Source organism: Streptomyces sp. NPDC056224, from assembly GCF_042267665.1.
GTDB lineage: Bacteria > Actinomycetota > Actinomycetes > Streptomycetales > Streptomycetaceae > Streptomyces.
In genome coordinates, this window is the sequence record NZ_JBHJTK010000001.1 from 436,268 (window position 1) to 455,532 (window position 19,265).

General features: G+C 72.5%; 16 protein-coding genes and 1 pseudogene. 15 read left to right on the top strand and 2 right to left on the bottom strand.

Annotation, left to right across the window (positions count from 1 at the left end):
• Positions 1–134: 134 nt before the first annotated feature.
• The 9 genes from ACFCZ1_RS02000 (at position 135) to ACFCZ1_RS02040 (ending at position 8,564) form a co-directional block, all read left to right on the top strand.
• Positions 135–461: an STAS domain-containing protein gene (locus ACFCZ1_RS02000; RefSeq protein ID WP_376676367.1), complete on the top strand. Its 327-nt coding sequence runs from the start codon at positions 135–137 to the stop codon at positions 459–461.
• A gap of 199 nt (positions 462–660) precedes the next feature.
• A complete protein-coding gene (locus tag ACFCZ1_RS02005) occupies positions 661–1,092 on the top strand; it encodes a pyridoxamine 5'-phosphate oxidase family protein (protein ID WP_376676765.1) in 432 nt (143 codons plus the stop codon).
• A 123-nt stretch (positions 1,093–1,215) separates the two neighbouring features.
• Positions 1,216–2,010 (top strand): polyphosphate kinase 2, encoded by a 795-nt coding sequence (ppk2, locus tag ACFCZ1_RS02010; RefSeq protein WP_376676766.1) that lies wholly within the window; start codon positions 1,216–1,218, stop codon positions 2,008–2,010.
• Between the two features lie 219 nt (positions 2,011–2,229).
• Positions 2,230–3,486, top strand: a complete 1,257-nt coding sequence (locus ACFCZ1_RS02015) for an NAD(P)/FAD-dependent oxidoreductase (RefSeq protein ID WP_376676368.1) — start codon at positions 2,230–2,232, stop codon at positions 3,484–3,486.
• A gap of 35 nt (positions 3,487–3,521) precedes the next feature.
• Complete coding sequence (locus ACFCZ1_RS02020) at positions 3,522–4,283, top strand: DUF1365 domain-containing protein (protein ID WP_376676767.1); 762 nt, start codon at positions 3,522–3,524, stop codon at positions 4,281–4,283.
• Positions 4,280–5,671: a class I SAM-dependent methyltransferase gene (locus tag ACFCZ1_RS02025; protein ID WP_376676369.1), complete on the top strand. Its 1,392-nt coding sequence runs from the start codon at positions 4,280–4,282 to the stop codon at positions 5,669–5,671. The genes ACFCZ1_RS02020 and ACFCZ1_RS02025 overlap by 4 nt, the downstream gene beginning before the upstream one ends.
• On the top strand, positions 5,668–6,492 hold the full coding sequence (locus tag ACFCZ1_RS02030; RefSeq protein WP_376676370.1) for a DUF1295 domain-containing protein: 825 nt from the start codon (positions 5,668–5,670) through the stop codon (positions 6,490–6,492). Before ACFCZ1_RS02025 ends, ACFCZ1_RS02030 begins: the two co-directional genes overlap by 4 nt.
• Positions 6,489–7,193 carry an alpha/beta hydrolase gene (locus tag ACFCZ1_RS02035; RefSeq protein WP_376676371.1) on the top strand — a complete coding sequence of 235 codons (705 nt, stop codon included), beginning with the start codon at positions 6,489–6,491 and terminating at the stop codon, positions 7,191–7,193. The genes ACFCZ1_RS02030 and ACFCZ1_RS02035 overlap by 4 nt, the downstream gene beginning before the upstream one ends.
• Positions 7,194–7,316: 123 nt before the next feature.
• Positions 7,317–8,564 carry an NAD(P)/FAD-dependent oxidoreductase gene (locus tag ACFCZ1_RS02040; RefSeq protein WP_376676372.1) on the top strand — a complete coding sequence of 416 codons (1,248 nt, stop codon included), beginning with the start codon at positions 7,317–7,319 and terminating at the stop codon, positions 8,562–8,564.
• Positions 8,565–8,650: 86 nt separating this feature from the next.
• Here the strand turns inward: ACFCZ1_RS02040 and ACFCZ1_RS02045 are convergent, their stop codons facing one another.
• On the bottom strand, positions 8,651–11,437 hold the full coding sequence (locus ACFCZ1_RS02045; protein WP_376676373.1) for a tetratricopeptide repeat protein: 2,787 nt from the start codon (positions 11,435–11,437) through the stop codon (positions 8,651–8,653).
• Between the two features lie 183 nt (positions 11,438–11,620).
• Here ACFCZ1_RS02045 and ACFCZ1_RS02050 point away from each other — a divergent pair, with 183 nt between their 5' ends.
• The 6 genes from ACFCZ1_RS02050 to ACFCZ1_RS02075 all read left to right on the top strand — a co-directional run bounded on the left by ACFCZ1_RS02050 (position 11,621) and on the right by ACFCZ1_RS02075 (position 18,971).
• A complete protein-coding gene (locus ACFCZ1_RS02050; RefSeq protein WP_376676374.1) occupies positions 11,621–12,619 on the top strand; it encodes a pyridoxal phosphate-dependent aminotransferase in 999 nt (332 codons plus the stop codon).
• Positions 12,616–13,617, top strand: a complete 1,002-nt coding sequence (locus tag ACFCZ1_RS02055; RefSeq protein WP_376676375.1) for a class I SAM-dependent methyltransferase — start codon at positions 12,616–12,618, stop codon at positions 13,615–13,617. Before ACFCZ1_RS02050 ends, ACFCZ1_RS02055 begins: the two co-directional genes overlap by 4 nt.
• The gene (locus tag ACFCZ1_RS02060) at positions 13,614–14,918 is read left to right on the top strand and encodes an acetyl-CoA carboxylase biotin carboxylase subunit family protein (RefSeq protein WP_376676376.1); all 1,305 of its coding nucleotides are present in this window, start codon (positions 13,614–13,616) and stop codon (positions 14,916–14,918) included. Before ACFCZ1_RS02055 ends, ACFCZ1_RS02060 begins: the two co-directional genes overlap by 4 nt.
• 2 nt (positions 14,919–14,920) lie before the next feature.
• Positions 14,921–16,192: an MFS transporter gene (locus ACFCZ1_RS02065; protein WP_376676768.1), complete on the top strand. Its 1,272-nt coding sequence runs from the start codon at positions 14,921–14,923 to the stop codon at positions 16,190–16,192.
• Positions 16,189–17,538 carry an amino acid permease gene (locus ACFCZ1_RS02070; RefSeq protein WP_376676377.1) on the top strand — a complete coding sequence of 450 codons (1,350 nt, stop codon included), beginning with the start codon at positions 16,189–16,191 and terminating at the stop codon, positions 17,536–17,538. Before ACFCZ1_RS02065 ends, ACFCZ1_RS02070 begins: the two co-directional genes overlap by 4 nt.
• Before the next feature lie 71 nt (positions 17,539–17,609).
• Positions 17,610–18,971 carry a hypothetical protein gene (locus ACFCZ1_RS02075; RefSeq protein WP_376676378.1) on the top strand — a complete coding sequence of 454 codons (1,362 nt, stop codon included), beginning with the start codon at positions 17,610–17,612 and terminating at the stop codon, positions 18,969–18,971.
• 23 nt (positions 18,972–18,994) lie between these two features.
• On the opposite strand, the pseudogene ACFCZ1_RS02080 reads toward ACFCZ1_RS02075, so the two are convergent.
• Positions 18,995–19,265, bottom strand: a pseudogene (locus ACFCZ1_RS02080) (phosphoribosyltransferase); the annotation flags it as partial.

Genomic DNA, 19,265 nt, shown 5'->3' on the forward strand with positions numbered 1-19,265 from the left:
CGGGGGAGAGGGACCTTCGGCCCTGCGCGAGGGGCGTGAGGTCCTTCCCGCGAACGGCCCGCGTCCGATGGGATGGTGCGGCACGGGGAACGGCGCGACTCGAACGCAGGGCCGCACGCAGCAGGGAGGGCTCCATGACGACCACCTTGATCGACCTGAAGACCGTGGCGCGCGAGGGCGCGGACCTGAGAATCCGCATGACCGGAGAGCTCGACCTCCACACGGCCGGGCGGGTGGAGCCGCGTCTCTCCGAACTCGCCGCGTCCGGCTACCGGAACCTGACCCTCGATCTGTCCGGCCTCGCCTTCTGCGACAGCGCGGGCATCGAGCTCTTCCTCCGTGTGCACCTCCGCTGCCGCGCGACGGGAACGCGGCTCCAGCTCCGCGACGTGCCGCCGCTGATGGTCAAGTCGATGCGCGTACTCGGTGTCGACCGTGTACTGCGGCTCGTCGTGTCGTGATCACGGCCGTGTCCGGAACCCGTCCCCGCACGGGGGCCGTTCAGTCCTGGTTGCCGTGGTTGCCGTGGTGACCGCGGGGCAGGCCGGTGACCCGGAAGCCGCGAGGACCGGTCGGGACCGGACGAACGCGCGCGTCGTGGACCAGGACGGCACACGGTCCGCCGACGGTGGGGCGAGTGGCGCGACGGCCGCCCGGCGGATGCGGGTGCTGGACCGGGCCGAGGCCCTCCGGCTGGTGGCGACGGTCTCGCTGGGGCGCATCGTCTTCACGCAGCACGCACTGCCGGCCGTCCGCCCGGTGAACCATCTCGTCGAGGGCGGGGACATCATCGTACGGATCCACGACGACGGAGCGCTCGCCTCCCTCGTGGCACCCGCGGGCGTCCCGGGTCTCGTCGTCGCCTACGAAGCGGACGCCATCGACCACGACACGCATCTCGGGTGGAGCGTGGTCGTCACCGGCTACGCCCACCGGTTGACCGACGCCGGCGAGGTGGCCCGGTACGCGGCGCTGCTGCGGCCCTGGGTGGACCACCCCATGACCGGCGCCCTGCGGATCCGCCCCGATCTCGTCACCGGATTCCGGCTGGAGGCGGCCCCGGCGCGGCTCGTGCCGACCGTCCCGGGATGACCGTGCCGCGCCGGCCGGGGCCCGCGTAGCGACACGCCGTGGCCCGACGGGCATCGTTGCCCGAGGACGGCGGCCGTGACTGACTTGACCGCAGCACAGGACGACGAGCGGGAGGAGACGGCCGTGGGTCTCAAGAAGGCGGTCTACGACAACGAGCTGCTGCGGCTCCAGACGGAGCTGGTCAAGCTCCAGGAATGGACGCGAGCGGAAGGCGCCCGTCTCGTCGTCGTCTTCGAGGGCCGCGACGCGGCGGGCAAGGGAGGCACGATCAAACGCGTCGCCGAACACCTCAACCCCCGCGTGGCGCGCATCGCGGCCCTGCCCAAGCCGACGGAGCGGGAGCGCACCCAGTGGTACTTCCAGCGCTACGTCGAGCACCTGCCCGCCGCCGGCGAGATCGTCCTCTTCGACCGCAGCTGGTACAACCGCGCCGGAGTGGAACGTGTCATGGGCTTCTGCACGGCCGCCGAGCACCAGCTTTTCCTGCGCCAGTGCCCGGCGTTCGAACGCATGCTGGTGGAGGAGGGGATCCTGCTCCGCAAGTACTGGTTCTCCGTGAGCGACGCGGTCCAGGAGGAGCGTTTCCGCAGCCGTGCGGAAGACCCGTTGCGGCGCTGGAAGCTCTCTCCGATGGATCTGGAGTCCCTGACGCGCTGGGAGGCCTACTCCCGGGCCAAGGACGAGATGTTCGTCCACACGGACACGGTGGACGCCCCGTGGTACGTGGTCGAGAGCGACGACAAGCGCAGTGCCAGACTCAACATGATCGCCCACCTGCTGGCCTCGGTCCCCTACGAGGACGTGGCGCTGCCGCCCCTCCCCTTGCCGCCCCGCCCCCCTTCCACGGGCTACGAGCGTCCGTCCAGGGAACTCCAGACCGTCGTACCCGACCATGCGGCAACCCTGGGGAAACCCTGAGACCGCGGGCCCGGCAGGCGCCGGCACGCAAGGCCCGGAACTCCGCTGGGTACTCGTCCCGGCACGGTCGGTAGACGCCGGGGGCGGGCGCGCCCCGCCACGCACCGGTACACATATTTTTTTACATCCTCCACCCATCCGAAACGGCAGTGGCCCCCGAAGTAGGGGTGTACGGGCCGCCGCCTGGCGGCGTGTCGACTTGCCTGGGGATGAGGAACTGTGGATCGGCGCAGAGTGGCCGTGATCGGTGGCGGGGTGGCGGGCCTGACCGCAGCGTACGTGCTGAGCAGGCAGTGCGACGTGGTCCTGTACGAGGCGGACGGCCGCCTCGGCGGGCACGCGCACACGCACGAGCTGCCCGCGCGAGGTGGCGGAACCATCCACGTCGACTCCGGGTTCATCGTCCACAACGAGCGCACCTACCCCACCCTGCTGCGGCTGCTGCGTGAACTCGGCGTCACCACCCAGGACTCCGAGATGAGCATGTCCGTCCACTGCGAGGGCTGCGGGCTGGAGTACGCGGGTGCGCGCGGTCCGGCCGGGCTGTTCACCGGCCGGGCGGCTCTGCGCGGCCGGTACCTGCGACTGCTGGCGGAGGTACCCGTCTTCCACCGCGGTGCCCGCCGCCTGCTCGCGGGCGGCGGACCCGATCACCACACGCTCGGCCGGTTCCTGGCCGACGGCGGGTACTCGGACTACTTCGTCGCCCACTTCGTCCTGCCGCTCGTCTCCGCCGTGTGGTCCTGTCCGGCGGAGACGGCGCTGGAGTACCCGGCCGCCTACCTCTTCCGGTTCCTCGACCACCACGGCCTGCTCTCCGTGACGGGCTCCCCGCAGTGGAAGACGGTGACCGGCGGCTCCGCCGCGTACGTGGCCGAGATCGAGAAGGAGATCGGCACCACCCGGACCGGCAGCGCGGTGACGCAGGTGCGGCGCGTCCCCGCAGGCGCCCTCGTGGTCACCGACGGCGGCACGGACGCCCACGACGCGGTGGTCGTCGCCACCCACCCCGACCAGGCACTGCGCCTGCTCGCGGACCCGACCGAGGACGAGCGGCGGATCCTCGGAGCGTTCCGCTACTCGCGCAACCCGACGGTCCTGCACACCGACACCTCGGTGCTGCCGCGATCAGCCGCGGCGCGCGCGTCCTGGAACTGCCGCCTGTCCGACTGCCGTCCCTCGGCCGACGGCATCCGGATCAGCTACGACATGAACCGGCTGCAGCGCCTGCCGGACGGCCCGCGCTACGTGGTCAGCCTCAACGCGGGGGAGGACATCGCCCCGGACCGGGTGGTGGCCCGCATGGTGTACGACCACCCCGTCTACACGCCGCAGTCCGTCGCGGCGCAGCGGCAGCTGCCGCGCCTGAACACCGCCGTCACGGCGTACGCCGGCGCCTGGCACGGCTGGGGGTTCCACGAGGACGGCTGCCTCTCCGGCGTGCGGGCGGCCGCCGCTCTGGGGGTGACCTGGTGACCGCCGACCGCCGCCCCCCTCACCACCGGACCCGGATCCCGGCCGGTTTCGCGGCCGCGCCGACGACGGCGGCGCCGGCCCTGTACGACTGCGTCGTCTCCCACGCGCGGACACAGCCCGTCCGGTACTCCTTCCGCCACCGCACGTACATGTGGCTGGTCGACCTCGACGCCCTGCCCGGGCTGCCGCGTCCGCTCAGGCCGCTGGCCCGCTTCGAGAGCCGGGACCACTTCGACGGGACGCGGCCGACCCTGCGCGCCGGCCTCGACGCCTATCTCGCCTCCCAGGGCGTGACGCCGTCGGACGGAAAGGTGCTGATGCTGGCACACGCCAGGGTCCTCGGCTACGTCTTCAACCCCCTCACCCTGTTCTGGTGCTTTGACCGGTCAGGGGCGCTGCGGTGCGTGGTGGCCGAGGTGCACAACACCTACGGTCAACGCCACTGCTATCTGCTGCGGACCGACGGCGCGGCCCGCGCCGAGACCGCCAAGGCCTTCTACGTCTCGCCCTTCTTCCCCGTCGACGGCCGCTACCTGATGCGGCTGCCCGTCCCCGGCGACCGCCTGGACATCACGGTGCAGCTGGCCCGGGAGGGCGGGCGCCCCTTCACCGCCACCCTGCGTGGTGCGCACCGCCCGGCAACCCCGTGTGCCCTGCTCAGGGCCGCCGTCCGCCGCCCATGGTCCACAGCCGCGGTCTGGGCGGGTATCCGCCGCCACGGCGTCCGTCTGTACCTGCGCGGCCTGCCCGTGCACCCCCGGCCCACCCACAGCCCCCAGGAAGGCATCGCACCGTGACCCTCTCGATCCCCCGCGCGACCGAACCGGCCGACCCCGAGGGCGCCACGTACCACGTACCGGCACCGGCGGCCACCGTACGGCCGGCCACCGTACGGGCAGCTGACGTACGGGCAACCCGCCACGTGCCCGACGCCGACGCCTGGCCGGACGTGGCCCGCCCGCCCCGTGCCCGGCCCGGTCACACGGCCGCGGCCCGGCTCCTCATCGGCCGGGCCCTCGCCCGGCTGCCGCTGCGCGTACGGCTGGGTGACGGCCCCGCCACCGGCAGCGGCCCCGGCCTGCAGGTGCACCGGCCCGACGCCTTCTTCGAGCGGGTCGGCTCCCAGGGACTCATCGGCTTCGGCGAGTCCTACATGGCAGGCGATTGGGACAGCGACGACCTGCCCGGCCTGCTGACGGTCCTGGCCCTGCACGTCGACGACCTCGTCCCCGCCCCCCTGCGGCGCCTGCGCGGTGCGTGGACGCGCCACAGGCCGCAGACCCACCGCAACTCCGTCGCCGGGTCCCGGGAGAACGTCCGGCGGCACTACGACCTGTCGAACGAACTGTTCGAACTGTTCCTCGACGAGACGATGACGTACTCCTCGGCGGTCTTCACCTCGTTCCCCGCACGCCAGGAGGGCCTGGCAACCGCCCAGCACCGCAAGATCGACCGCCTCCTCGACCTCGCCGCCGTCGGCTCCGCCACCCGACTGCTGGAGATCGGCACCGGCTGGGGCGAACTCGCGCTGCGGGCGGCCGCACGGGGCGCCGACGTGGTGACCGTCACGCTCTCCACCGAGCAACGCGACCTGGCCGTGCGCCGGGTGGCCGAGGCCGGGCTCACCCACCGCGTGGACGTGCGGCTGTGCGACTACCGGGAAGTGACGGGCACGTACGACGCCGTCGTCAGCGTCGAAATGATCGAAGCGGTCGGCGCGGACTTCTGGCCCGGATACTTCCGTGCCCTGCGCGCGGCGCTCGCCCCCGGCGGGCGGATCGCCCTGCAGGCGATCACCATGCCGCACGAGCGGATGCTGAACACCAGCCGTACGCACACCTGGATCAGCAAGTACGTCTTCCCCGGCGGGCTCATCCCCTCCCGGGAAGCCATCGAGGCGAACGCGGCCGGGGCCGGCCTGCGCACCGTCTCCGACCACGGGTACGGCGACCACTACGCCGAGACCCTGCGCCTGTGGCGGGAACGCTTCACCGCACACGCCCAACAGGTCGGGGAACTCGGCTTCGACGCGACGTTCCGGCGCATGTGGGAGCTGTACCTCGCCTATTCCGAGGCCGGATTCCGGTCGCACTACCTCGACGTCCGTCAGATCCTCATGTGCGCGTCCGCCTCGGGCACGTCACCGACCCCACGGGGTTCCCGCGGCCAGGAGCACACGCCATGAACAGCACGTTCTGGGCCGCCCTCGCCGTCAACCTGGCGGCGGCCGCCGGCGCCTCCCTGGCCGTTCTGCTGGTCGCCTTCGCGGTCGGCTCCGCCCGTCGTCTGCACCGGGTCGTGGACGTGGCCTGGGGAGTCGCCTTCAGCGCCGTCGCCGCGGTCGGCTACTTCCTGTCCGCGGGCCAGGGAGACGACACCCGCCGGCTCGTCGTCACCCTCGCCACCTGCGTGTGGGGACTGCGTCTGGCCGCCCACATCGCCCGGCGCGGGCGCGGCCACGGCGAGGACCCCCGCTACGAGAAGATGCTGGCCAAAGCCTCCGGCAACCGCACCCTGTACGCCCTGCGCACGGTCTACCTCCTCCAGGCGGCCCTGGTCTGGCTGATCTCGCTGCCCGTCCAGGCCGCCCAGTACGTCCCCACCCCGGCCGGCGTCCTGACCTGGGCCGGGCTGGGCGTATGGGCCACGGGTCTGGCCTTCGAGGCGATCGGCGACCACCAGCTCGCACGGTTCAAGGCCGACCCGGCCCACCACGGCCGGATCATGGACCGCGGGCTGTGGAGCTGGACCCGGCACCCGAACTACTTCGGCGACTTCCTCGTCTGGTGGGGCCTGTACCTGATGGCCTGCGCAACCTGGCAGACCGCGCTCCTGTGCCTGATCTCGCCGGTCGTCATGAGCCTGCTGCTCATCCGGGGCAGCGGCAAGCGGCTCCTGGAACGGCACATGGCCGGCCGGCCCGGCTACGCCGCCTATACGGCACGCACCAGTGGATTCGTCCCCCGGCCACCACGTCGGCAGACCGCGCGGACAGAACGTCCATGACCGTCGACCCACGGGGTGCGCACCGCGTGCCCGCAAGCGGCTCCCGGCTCGTGGTCCGCCGGGTCCCGCCACGCGCCCGAGGAGCCGTGCTCCTCCTGCACGGCGGACGCTCGGAGGCCCTGGAACCCCCGCCGCTCCTGGACCTCCCCGCCGCTCGCATGCGCCTGTTCGCCCCACCGCTCCTGCGGGCCGGCCGGCGCGACCTCATCGCCGTCGCCCAGGTGCGCTACGGCCACCGCGGCTGGAACGGCGAACGCGAGGACGCCCTGCACGACGCCCGTGAGGCGCTCCGCGATCTCACGGAGCGGGTGGGCGATGTTCCGGTCGTGCTGGTGGGCCACTCCATGGGAGGGCGCGCCGCCCTCCGGCTCGCCGGCCACCCACAGGTACGCGGAGTCGTGGCCCTCGCTCCTTGGTGTCCACCCGGAGAACCGGTCGGCCACCTGCGCGGCCGCCAGGTCGCCGTCCTCCACGACCAGCACGACAGGGTCACCGCAGCGCGGGAAGCCTGGGAGTTCCTGGCCCGTGCCGAGCGGGCGGGCGCCACCACCGTGGCCGTCCGCATGCGCAAGGGCGGCCACACGATGCTGCGGGACGCCCGGACCTGGCACCGCACCACCGCGTCGCTGGCCGTCGGCATGCTCGGGCTCGTCCCCCTTCCCGACGGGGCCGACGGCGACCCGCCACAAGGGTTCGGCTGAAGGCCCGGCTCCCCGGCGGGCCCACCCCGGCGTGGCCCGGCAGGCCGACCTCCCCCGCGGCGTAGCGTGGCCCGGGGGAGCAGGACCGAGTAACCCAGGAACCCGAACGGAAGGCGACCGGCGATGGAGCGGGACCGCGGAGGCAGCCGGGACGTGATCGTGATCGGCGCGGGCGCCGCCGGACTCGCCTGCGCCGCGGACCTGCTCGCCGGCGGCCTCGACGTCGGCCTGCTGGAGGCCGCCGACCAGCCGGGCGGGCGCATGCGCACCGACCGCGTCTCCGGGTTCGTCGTCGACCGCGGGTTCCAGGTCCTCAACACCGCGTACCCGCAAGTCAAACGACGCCTCGCGCTCCGCCCCCTGCGGCTCAGAGCCTTCACCCCCGGAGTGCTCGTGCACAGCGGAGGCGGGCGTCTGCTCCGGTTCACCGACCCCACCCGGCGGCCCCGGGAAAGCCGCGACCTGCTCCCCGGCCGGCTGGCCTCGGCCCGTGACCTGACCGCGCTCGGACTGCTGAGCGCGCAGGACATGCTCCTCCCACCCCGGTGGCTGCGCGCGCGACCCGACCGGACGACCCTCACGGCGCTGGCGGAGGCCGGCCTGTCCGCCCAGCTGGTCGAGACCTTCTTCCGGCCGTTCCTGTCAGGCGTGTTCCTCGAGGACCGCCTGGAGACCTCTTCCCGGGTCTTCCACTTCGTCTGGCGCAGTATGCTCCGCGGCACCCTGTGCCTGCCCGCCGACGGCATCGGAGCCGTACCCGCCCAGCTCGCCGGCCGGCTCCCTCCCGGCGTCCTGAGCACCGGCACCCCGGTCGCCCGCCTCACCGACGAAGGGGTGGCACTGGCCGACGGGACCCACCGCCGGGCCCGCGCCGTCGTCGTCGCGACCAATCAGACGGCGGCGGTCCGCTTGCTGCCCGCACTCGCCGTACCCGCCGGCCGTACCGTCACCACCCTCTACCACGCCGCCGACCGCTCCCCGCTGCGGGAACCCACGCTCCTCATCGACACCCGACGCCGGTTCCTCAACACCTGCGTGCTCAGCGAGGTGCACTCCGGCTACGCCCCCGACGGCCGCGCACTGATCTCCACCTCGGTCCTCGGAGCACCCGACCCCACGGAGGAAGCGGTGGTCCGGGCGGCGCTCGCCGAAGCGTACGGCTCCGACACCGACGCCTGGGAGCTGGTGCACCGGCACACCGTCCGCGACGCGCTTCCGGCCATGGCGCCGCCCCTTCCGCTGATCCGGACGACCCGGATCGGCCCCGGCCGCTACGTCTGCGGTGACCACCGTGCCACCGGCTCCCTCCAGGGGGCACTGGCCTCCGGCACCAGGGCCGCCCGGGAGGTCCTGGCAGACCTCCGCCGCTGAACCCCGCGGCACGTGCCGGGTCGGTGGCGGGCGGCCCGGGCGCGCGGGCAGGCCCGGGGCGGGATCGGCGGGAGCGGCGGTTCATCTCACCGCATGCCGTCCGGCTCGCCGGAGAGGCCGCCGAGCTTGACGTCGAGCTGATCCGCGGCGGCGGTGTCGCCGAGCTCGACGAAGATGTCGCGGGCGTTCTGCCATGCCTCCCCGGCGGTGTCGGGGTCGCTCGCGGCGTGTGCGGTGTCGCCGAGGTGGGTGAGCAGGGAAGCCTCGTTGAACCGGTCGCCGAACTCGCGGTAGATGTCGCGGGCCCGTTCGTAGCACGCGATGGCCTGCTGGTGTCTGCCGACGTTGTGGTGCACGAAGCCCAAGGTGTCCAGGGTGGCGCTCTCGCCGCTGCGGTCGCCGATCTCCCGCTGGCGGGCGAGCGCGCTCTCGCAGCAGCTGACCGCTGCGGCGTACCGGCCGAGCTTGGTGTTGCACCAGCCCATGTTGTTGAGCGCCCTGGCCTCGCCGACCCGGTTGTCCGCGACCCGGTACTTCGTCAGCGCCAGGGCGGCCTGCTCCAGGGCCAGGAGGAAGTCGTGCTGACGCTCGAACACCAGAGTCAGGTTGTTGTGGCAGTGCGCCTGGCCGAGTGGATCGCCGAGCTCCTCGAACAGTGAGACCGCCCGGCGCAGAAGGCGACCGGCCTCGTCGTAGCGGCCCATCCTGGCATTGGCCCGGCCCAGTTCGCGGTGCGCCTCCGCGATGCCCGGCCGGTCGCCGAGCCGGTGCGCGGCGTCGAGGGCGGCGTGCTGGGTGGCGACCCAGTCGGGCCAGTGGCCGCGTTGTTCGAGGTACGTCGACATGGACCGGGCCAGGTGTCCCACGTGGGTGTCGCGGGCCGAGTCGACCGCGGCCAGCAGGGTCTGGTGTTCGGAGGCGAACCACGCCAGCGCGCTGTCGCGGCCGGCGAAGTCCACCAGCGGCACACCCGGCGCGGGCGCGGGGAGCTCGATCGGGTCGCGATGGTCCAGCATCGCGCCGGCGGCGTGTGCGGTGTGGAGGTAGTAGTCGACGAGCCGTTGCTGTGCGCCGGCCTGGTCCACGGGCGAGACGTCGTCGTGGGCGAGCTCGGTGGCGTAGGCCCGGAGCAGATCGTGCATGCCGTACCGGTCCGGACCGGTCATGTGGACCAGATGTGCGCGGGTGAGCATGGTCAGGGCCGCGCGGGTGTCCTGCGGACTGCGCCCGGCGAGGGCGGCGGAGGCACTCAGCGAGATGTGGGGACCCAACTGGAGGCCCAGCAGCCGGAAGACGCGCGCCGCGGACGCGGGCAGGTGCTGGTAGGACCAGGAGAAGACCGCGCTGATCGGGCTGCCGACCGAGTCCAGCATGCCCAGCCGCCTGCGGCGGTCCGCCAGCTCCGTCACCAGGTACGGCAGGGGAGTGGTCCGCAGCATGGCGGCGAGTTCCGCTGCCACGCGCAGCGCCAGCGGCAGCCCGACGCACTGCGCGGCCAGCGCCTCGCCGACCTCCGGTTCGCTGTCGACGCGATCGCCGATCAGCCTGCGCAGCAGGTCCAGTGAATCGCTCATCGGGAGGAGGTCGAGGCTCAGCCGCCGGGCGCCGTGCCGCGCGACGAGCTCGCCCAGGGTGTCGCGGCTGGTCACCACGACCGCACAGGACCCGGTGCCGGGCAGCAGCGGCCGAACCTGGTCCACCGATGACGCGTTGTCCACGACGATGAGGATCCGGCGTCCGCTGATCTCGGTCCGGTACCGGGTCACCCGGTCGGCCATCTCGAGCGGGATCTCGTGGGCGGGCAGGCCCAGCGCGGACAGGAGCCTGGACAGCGCGTCCGCGCCGGACAGGGGCTGCTGCGGATCGTAGCCCCGCAGGTCGACATAGAGCTGGCCGTCCGGGAAACGGGCCCGGGCCAGGTGCGACCAGTGCAGTGCCAGCGCCGTCTTGCCGACTCCTGCCGTCCCGGAGACCACGGCGATGGGCACCGCGGTGCCGCCGGCCCCGACCAGGACCTGGTCGAGGTCGGCGAGTTCCCGCTGCCTGCCGACGAAGTCGGTGACGTCGCCGGGCAGGGTCGCCGGTACCCGCCGCCGCTGCGCCCCCGGGGAGCGGAGTCCGGTGTCCTCCGCCAGGAGCGCGTTGTAGGCGGAGACCAGCTCCGGGCCCGGCCTGATGCCGAGTTCGTCGGCCAGTCGGCGGCGGACCTCGTGATAGGTGCTGACGGCCGCGGCCCGCCTCCCCGCGGCCTCGTAGCCGCGGATGAGCCGCGCCAGGGCCGCTTCGTCCAGCGGACGGGCGTGTGCGGCCTGCTCGAACAGGGCGACCGCCTCGTCGGCCGCCCCGGCGGCCAGGAAGGTCTCCCCCTTGGCCGCCAGCGCCGCGAACCGCTCCTCGACCAGCGCGAGGGTCGAGGGGTGGGTCGCCAGCGCCGGGACATCGGACAGCGGAGAAGCCGCACGCCACAGGCCCAGCGCGGTATCGAACAGCGTGAGGGCCCTCGCATGGTCTCCCAGCTGCCGCGCCGCCGCGGCCTGGCTGACCCCCGCGCGGAACGAGAGGACGTCGATGTCGCAGCCCTGCGTGCGGAGCCCGTAGCCGTCACCGACCGAGGGAAGCAGCGAACTCGGCGCGCGGTGCGGCCGTTCGGGTTCGAGCAGCTTCCGTAAGTGCTTGACGTGGGTCTGGATGATGTTCACCGCGGTGTGGGGCGGGTCGTCGTGCCACAGCGCGTCGATCAGCTCCGCCCTGGACACCGGTCTGCCCGACGCCAGCCCGAGCAACCCGAGGACGGCCCGTCGGCCCGCCGTCGGTATGTCGATCTGGGCACCGCCCTGCATGACCCGCACCGGGCCGAGCAGCTGGATCTGCATGCGTGGTTCCCCCCCCGCAGTCTTCCCGCACCCCCTCGCCCGTCTGGCCGATGACCTGCCGTCCAGTCGCCGTCCAGTGGCGGTTTCTAGGTTAGGCGAAGTCGAATCGAAGGGGGGACGTGACGTGGTCGGGATTGACGCATATCCGGGGCCTGGCGCACGAAAATGGCTGGTGGACGCCTCGTGACGCTACGCCTTCACGCCAACGAACACCCGCAGGGGCCACCCGCCGGCGTCGCCGACGCCCTGCACGCGCTGATCCCGGAGCTGCACCGGTACCCGGCCGCGTCGAGCGCCCTGGAGACCGCGATCGCGGAGCTGTACGACGTCCCGCTGAACCGGGTCCTGGTCGGGGCGGGCAGCGCCGAGATCATCAGCCTCGCCTGGCGGGCGTTCACCGGTCCGGACCGGGCCGCCTTCTTCCACGAACCCGAGTTCGAGTTCTATCCGATGCTGGCCGCCCAGTGCGGGACGCCGGCGCTCACCCGGCCGTGGCCACTGGACGGGGACCTGGCGACGCATCTGGCGGACGCGTCCGTCGGGCTCGTGGCCCTGTCCAACCCGCACAATCCCACGGGGTCCGCACGGCCCAGGCGGGAGATCGCCGACCTGGCCGGCCGCCTGCCCGACACGACCGTCGTGCTCAACGACGAGGCCTACCACGACTACGCGGACGTGGACGACGGCGAGCTGTCTCTCGGCGCCCTGTCCGACCTGCCCAACGTACTGACCACCAGGACGTTCTCGAAGATCCACGGGCTGGCCGGCCTCCGGATCGGCTACGGCATCGGCAACGCCTGCCTCATCGGCGCGCTCCGCTCGCTGCAGACGCCGTTCAGCGTGAGCACGGCCGCCTGCACCGCCGCACTCGCCGCTCTGGCCGACCCGTCCGTGCCGGCGGAGCGCCGTGCACACAACCGCCGGCAACGGGATTCACTGGCCGACGCGTTGACCGCGCGCGGCTTCGAAGTGTCACCGAGTCAGGCCAACTTCCTGTACGTCCGGCCTCCGCACGGCCGGTCCACGTGGGCCGCCGACCTGCTCGACCGCGGTGTCCGCGTCCAACCGGTCGGCGCCGACCTGCGCGTGACGGTGGGCTCCGCCACCGACGTCGCCGCTCTCATCACGGCAGTGGACGACCTTCTGTCTGCCGTTCAGACGAACAATCTGGGGGAATCATGACCAATTCCGTTATCGACGACGTCTACAACAACACGCTCACGGCCTACGCGATATCGGCCGCGTGGGAGCTGGGCCTGCTGGAGCGGCTGGACGTGTCGGACCAGCCGGTCGACCTGGCCGACTTCGCCCGGGAACACGACCTCCACGCACCCTCGGTGGAGGCCATCGCCCGCGGCCTGGCGATCGCCGGGATCGTCGTGCTCGGCCCCGGACACGCCTTCGCCACGCCTGGCCCGCTCTTCGCCGACACCTGGGCCAAGAAGGGCTTCTTCTACTGGCTCACCAGGGGTTGCGGCGACCTGTTCAGGACCATGCCGCAGCTCGTCAGGAACTCCAGCCGTACCGGGGACTTCGTGGTGCGCGACTACAAGGCGATCGGCCTGGCCGCACGCGACGCGGGCTTCTCCTACGTGGACCCGACGTTCTACAAGATCATCGCGGACCGCGGGCTCACCTACGGCGCCGACCTCGGCTGCGGCAGCGGCGAGCGGCTGATCAAGCTCGCCGGGCGGGACCCGGAGTTCCGCGGGATCGGTGTGGACTTCGCGCCGGGCGCGGTGGCCCTGGCCACGGAGTCGGTCGCGAACGCCGGGCTCGACCAGCGCATCTCGGTGGTCCACGGCGACGCGACGCGCATGGAGTACCGGCCGGAGTTCAGCCAGGTCGACTTCGTGTGCTGCTTCATGATGGGACACGACCTGTGGCCGCGCGAGGAGTGCCTGGCGAGCCTGAAGCTCATCGGCGAGGCGTTCCCCTCGGCCACCGACCTGATCATCTGCGACACCTACCGCTCCGACCTCCCGCCCACCGAGCCGCACCCGGTCTTCACGCTGGGGTTCGAGACCGCGCACGCCGTCATGGGTCAGATGATCCCTTCGCTGGGCGAATGGAACGAGGTGCTCTCCGAGGCCGGCTGGCAGCGTGCGGACGTCGTCGACTTCGACCTCCCGCCCTACACCGCGCTGATGCACCTCACCCGTGAGCTGCCGGGCGCATGAGCGAACGGACCGCCCCGGGCAGGCACGTCCTCGTCCTCAACCGCTTCAACGAAGAAGTGGGCTGCCGCTACACCGACTACATCGATCACACCGCCGACCGGGTCGCCTACCTCACCGCCGCAGGGGGGCGCACGGGTGTCGACGCCGACCGCGCCGAGACCGTGGCCGTCGTCGACGACCTGGCGGACTGGGCGGCGGTGTCGGAGCTGGCCCTGGACATCGTGCGGCGGTTCGGCCCCCTGGACCACGTCGTCGCCCTGTTCGAACGCGACCTGGAGGTCGCGGCCGCCCTGCGCGAGCTGTTGGGGGTGGAGGGGCCCGGCCCGGCAGAGGTCGAGCGGGTGCGCGACAAGATGTCGATGAAACAGCTCGTCGCCTCCGCGGGCCTGCGCGTGCCGCGCTTCGTCGCCGCCGACTCGCCCGGACAGGTCCGCCGGTTCGCCGAGGAGACCGGATTCCCCGTCGTGATCAAGCCCCGCGACGGCTCGGGGAGCCAGGGCATCTACCTGATCAACTCCCTCGCCTCGCTGGAGGAGACGCTCGCGTCGCCACTGGAGAACTACGAATGCGAGGAGTTCATCACCGGGACGATGTACCAGGTCGACGGCGTGGTGCAGGACGGCACCGTGCGCGTGCTGCGGGCCTTCCGGCTGCTCAACACCTGTCTCGACTACGCCCTGGGCGCCTCGTTCGGCTCTGTCACCAGCGACGATCCCGTACTGGAGAAACAGCTGGTCGGGTACTCGGAGGTGGTGCTGGCCGCCCTCGGCGTGCGCAGCAGCGTCTTCCATCTCGAGGTGTTCGCCGTCGACCCGGCCGGACCGGGTGAGTACGACGGGCTGGTGTTCCTCGAGGTGGCCGCGCGAGCGGGCGGTGCGGAACTTCCGCACCTCTGGCGCGAGGTCTACGGGCTCGATCTGCTCGAAGTCGCCGCCCGGCTGTCGCTGGGGGAGTCACCGTCGCTGCCCGATCTCGACCTCGCGGGCAGGGCCGGCGGTTACCTGCTGATGCCGGAGCCGCCGGTCAGGCCGTGCCGGGTGCTGTCGACGACCTCGCTGATCGACCGGGTGCCCGCGATGTACGCGGAGGTCCTGCCGGAGCCGGGTGCCGTTCTCAACGGCACGGGCGGGGCCAAGGAGACCGGCGGGCGCTACCGGTTCCGCGCGGACACCGGAGCTGAGATCGAGCGAGCGATCAGGCAGGTCCTCGCCGAGTACGACCTGGCCTGGGAACCGGTGTCCGAGCCCGACACGAAGGTCTTCCGGGTGGCGGGACGCGCGCAGTCCCTGGCACGTCCGTGAGCATGCCGCCCGCGGCGCCGCGCTTCGGCCAGGTCTTCGCCATCGGCGAGTTCCGCATGCTCTGGCTGGCGCAGCTCACCGCGGTCGGCGGCAATCAGCTCGCCAGGGTCGCCCTGGCGCTGCTGGTCTTCGCCCGCAGCGCGTCGGCGGGGCTCGCGGCGCTGACGTACGCCCTGACCCTGCTGCCGGAGCTGCTGGGCGGTCCGCTGCTGTCGTGGCTCGCGGACCGCTACCCGCGGCGCGGGCTGATGGTGGTGTGCGACCTGGTCCGGGCGGGCCTGGTCGCCGCCATGGCCGTGCCCGACACCCCGCTGTGGCTGCTGTGTGCGCTGCTGGTCGTCGTACAGCTCGTCCAGTCGCCCCATCTGGCGGCACGCTCGGCGCTGTTGCCGACGATGGTGCCGGGTGAGCGGTACCTGGCCGCCGCCGCGGTCGTCAACGTGACCGCCCAGCTCGGCCAGCTCGCCGGGTTCGCCGCGGGCGGCGTGGCCGTCGCGGCGCTGGGACCGTCGAAGGCCCTGTTGATCAACGCGGGCACGTTCGTGGTGTCGGCGCTGCTCACCTGGGCCGGTCTCGCGCGGCGCCCGAGGCCGGCCGGTCCCGAACCGGGCGGCGGCGGGCGGAGCGCGATCACCGGCGGCGCCCGCCTGGTCCGGGCCGACCCGAGGCTCCGCCTGCTGGTGGCGTTCGGCTGCCTCTCGGGCTTCTACGCCTGCAAGGAAGGCCTGGCTGCGCCCTACGCCCAAGCCCTGGGGCAAGGCCCGACAGGTGTCGGCCTCCTCCTCGCGGCCAGCCCCGCCGGCGCCGTCATCGGCGTGTTCGTGCTCACCCGCCTGGTGAGCCCGGACCGCGGCCTGCGGATGCTCGGCCCGCTGGCGATCGCCGCCAGCGCGGTGCTGGCGTTCACGGCGATCTCACCGGGCATCGCCGTCACCTGCGTCCTGTGGGGGGTGTCCGGGCTCTTCTCGGCCTTCCAGGTCCCCGCGAACGCCGCGTACAGCAGCTCGGTCCCCGACGACCTGCGCGGCCAGGCCTTCGGACTGGCCTCCACCGCGGTCCGGGTGGCCCAGGGACTGGGCATCTCCCTGGCCGGGTTCGCCGCCGACCTCGTGCCCGCGCCGATCGTCATCGCGGTCTTCGGGGTCATGGGCGCGGCGGCGTCCACCGCGGTCGCGATCCGCTGGTCCAAGCTCGCCCGGCCCGCCGCGGGGGCACCCCTGCACACCCCACTCACCGGCAAGTCCCTCTCCGTCACGCCCAAGGACGTCGAATGACCACCACGCCCGTTCTGACCACCACCGAGCCTCCGGGACAACTGCACGGCACGCTGCGTTCCCGCCACGTCACCATGCTGGCGATGGGCGGTGTGATCGGGTCCGGCCTGTTCGTCGGCTCCGGCGCGGGCGTCGCGCAGGCGGGACCGGGGATCGTCCTGTCCTTCGCGGCCGCGGGCGTACTCACCATGCTGGTGATGCGCATGATGGCCGAGATGGCCGCCGCGTTCCCGTCCAGCGGATCGTTCTCCGCGCACGCGGAACGGGCGTTCGGCCCGTGGGCCGGCTTCACCATCGGCTGGTTGTACTGGACGACCCTCGTCGTCGTCCTCGCCGTCGAGTCCACCGCGGCCGCGGTCATCGTCCACGGGTGGCTGCCCGTGATCCCGCAGTGGCTGCTGATGTTCCTGTTCATGGCGGTCTTCACCGCCGTCAACCTCACCGCGGTCGGGAACTTCGGGGAGTTCGAGTTCTGGTTCGCCCTCATCAAGGTCGCGGCGATCGTCGGCTTCCTCGTCCTGGGGGCACTGGCGATCCTCGGTGTGCTTCCCGGCGGGGACGCCGGGGCCCTGACCGGCGATCTGCTCCCGCACGGCTGGGACGGCGTCTTCGCGGGCTTCGTCCTCGCCGTGCCCGCGTTCGGCGGCCTGGAGGTCGTGACCATCGCCGCCGCCGAGTCCGACGACCCGGTCCGTGCCGCCGCCCGGGCCGTCCGCAGCGCGGTCTGGCGGATCTCGGTCTTCTACATCGGCTCGATGATCGTCGTGGTGAGCCTGTTGCCGTGGACCGACTCGCGCCTCGGCACCAGCCCGTTCGTGGCGGTCCTCGACGAGATCGGAGTCCCGGCCGCAGGGCAGATCATGAACGTCGTCGTCGTGATCGCGCTCCTGTCCGCCCTCAACGCCAACACCTACGCGGCCGCCCGGATGGCCTTCTCACTGGCCCAGCGCCGCCAGGCCCCGAAGGCCCTGACCCGGATCAGCCCGACGGGCGTCCCCTACCCGGCCGTCCTCGCCTCCACCTCGTTCGGGTTCGTCGGCGTGGTCCTGAACCTGCTGTGGCCGCACACGATCTTCCTGTACCTCCTCAACGCGGTCGGCACGGTGCTCCTCGTGGTCTGGGTCCTCGTGGCCTGCTCCCAGCTCCGCCTCCGCCGGGACCTGCCCGCGGCGACGCCGGTCAGGATGTGGGGGCACCCGTATCTGAGCTGGATCACCCTGGCCGTCATCGGCGCGCTGCTCGTGCGCATGTTCATCGACCACGACACCCGCATCCAGCTGATCAGTTCGGCGGTCCTCGTGTCGCTCGTCCTGTTCGCCGCCCTGATCCGCTCCCGCCGGGCCTGAAGCCGGCGCCACCGGCCGCCGAGCCCGGATCGATCCCACGTACACACCGAACGGCAGAGAGAGATTCACACATGGACCGCGTGTCGCTGACCGAGGAATATCTGGCCAGGGTGACCGAAAGTGGAGCCAAGGCAGGCGAGCTGGTGGGGGCTCAGAACGACTCCGCGCTGCTCGACACGTTCTACGCGGGCAAGTACCTGTCGCGTCCGCTCTTCCTCGGCCGCGCCGAGCAGGTCCAGCTCCACGCCGACCTGGCGAACCTGAGGGCGGCGCTGGCCGGCCTGCCCGACAGGCTGTTCGGTGGCGACTTCGCGGCGTTCGCCCGCGCGGTGGGACTGGCCGAGGTGCAGGTCGCCGCCGTCATGCGGGGCAGGGGTGCCGCGGTCTCCTGCCAGACCCGGGCCGACCTGTATGTCGACGGGACGGGCTTCAAACTGCTGGAGCTCAACATAGGCAGCGCCGTCGGCGGAATGGACAACGCCGACATGTGCCGCGAGCTCCTCGAACACCCGGTGCTCGCCGGCTTCGCCGAGAGCCGCGGTCTGGGCTTCGTGGACTCGATGCGCGAGCAGGTGAACAACGTCCTCGTGGAGTGCGGATACCGGCCGGAGGACCGCCCGGTGGTCGCGCTGACGGACACGCCGGCCGGCTACGAGAAGATGCTTCCCTACATGACGGTCCTCTGCGAGCGCTGGGCGGAGCTGGGCCTGGAGGCCTACCCCTGTCACCTCGGGCAACTGGAGGCGCGGGACGGCCGGGTGTGGCTGGGCGAGCGGCCGGTGGACGTCGTCTTCCGGGTGTTCCTGATCGGGGACCTCCTGAAGTCCCCGGAGGCACCGGCGCTCATGGACCCGGTTCTCGACGCCGCGGAGCGGGGCGAGGTCAAGATCTTCACACCGCTCGACTCCGCGGCGTACGCCAGCAAGGGCGCCCTCGCCCTGCTCTCGGACGAGCGCAACCGCGAACTGTTCAGCGCCGGGGAACTGGCCAGCCTGGACCGCATCCTCCCGTGGACCCGGATGGCCCGCCCGGGCACGGTCACGCTGGAGAGCGGCGAACGCGTCGACCTCGTCGAGTACGCCGTGGCGCACCAGCAGGACCTGGCGCTCAAGCCGACCTCACTGGCCGGCGGGGACGGCGTCGTGCTCGGCTGGGCGGACGGCCTCACCGCGGAGCAGTGGCGCGCACAGATCCTCGCGGCGCTCGGCGGCCCCTTCATCGTGCAGCGCAGGATCCGCCCGGTTCCGGAGATGTTCCCCGACGAGAACGGCGAACTGCAGCCGTGGACCGTCCTGTGGGGGGTCTTCACCGGGGCCTCCGGCTACGGCGGCGCCTACATCCGGGCCACCCCCGCCGCCTCCGGCGACGTCGTGGTGAACGTGGCGACCGGGGCGTACGCGGGCGCCGTACTGCAGGAGATGCCCGGTCACTGAACGCCGCCCGCCCCGGAAACCGGTCAGGTGGCCGCGCCACCTGCCTCCGCTTCCGCGAGCAGGGCCCTGACCTCGTCGTCACCGGTCTGGGAGAAGTCCTCGTACCACTCGCCCACGGCGGCGAAGGCACGCGGAGCGGACAGGCACAACAGATCGTCGGCCTCGCGCCGCAGGCGCGCCAGCGCCGGCGGCGCGGGCCCGGGGTCGGCCCACACCCCGCGCGCCGCCCCCGGGGCCCCGGCCCCCCCGCAAGCCCCCGCCCCCCTCCCGCCCCGGGCCGTGCCCGCGGCCACC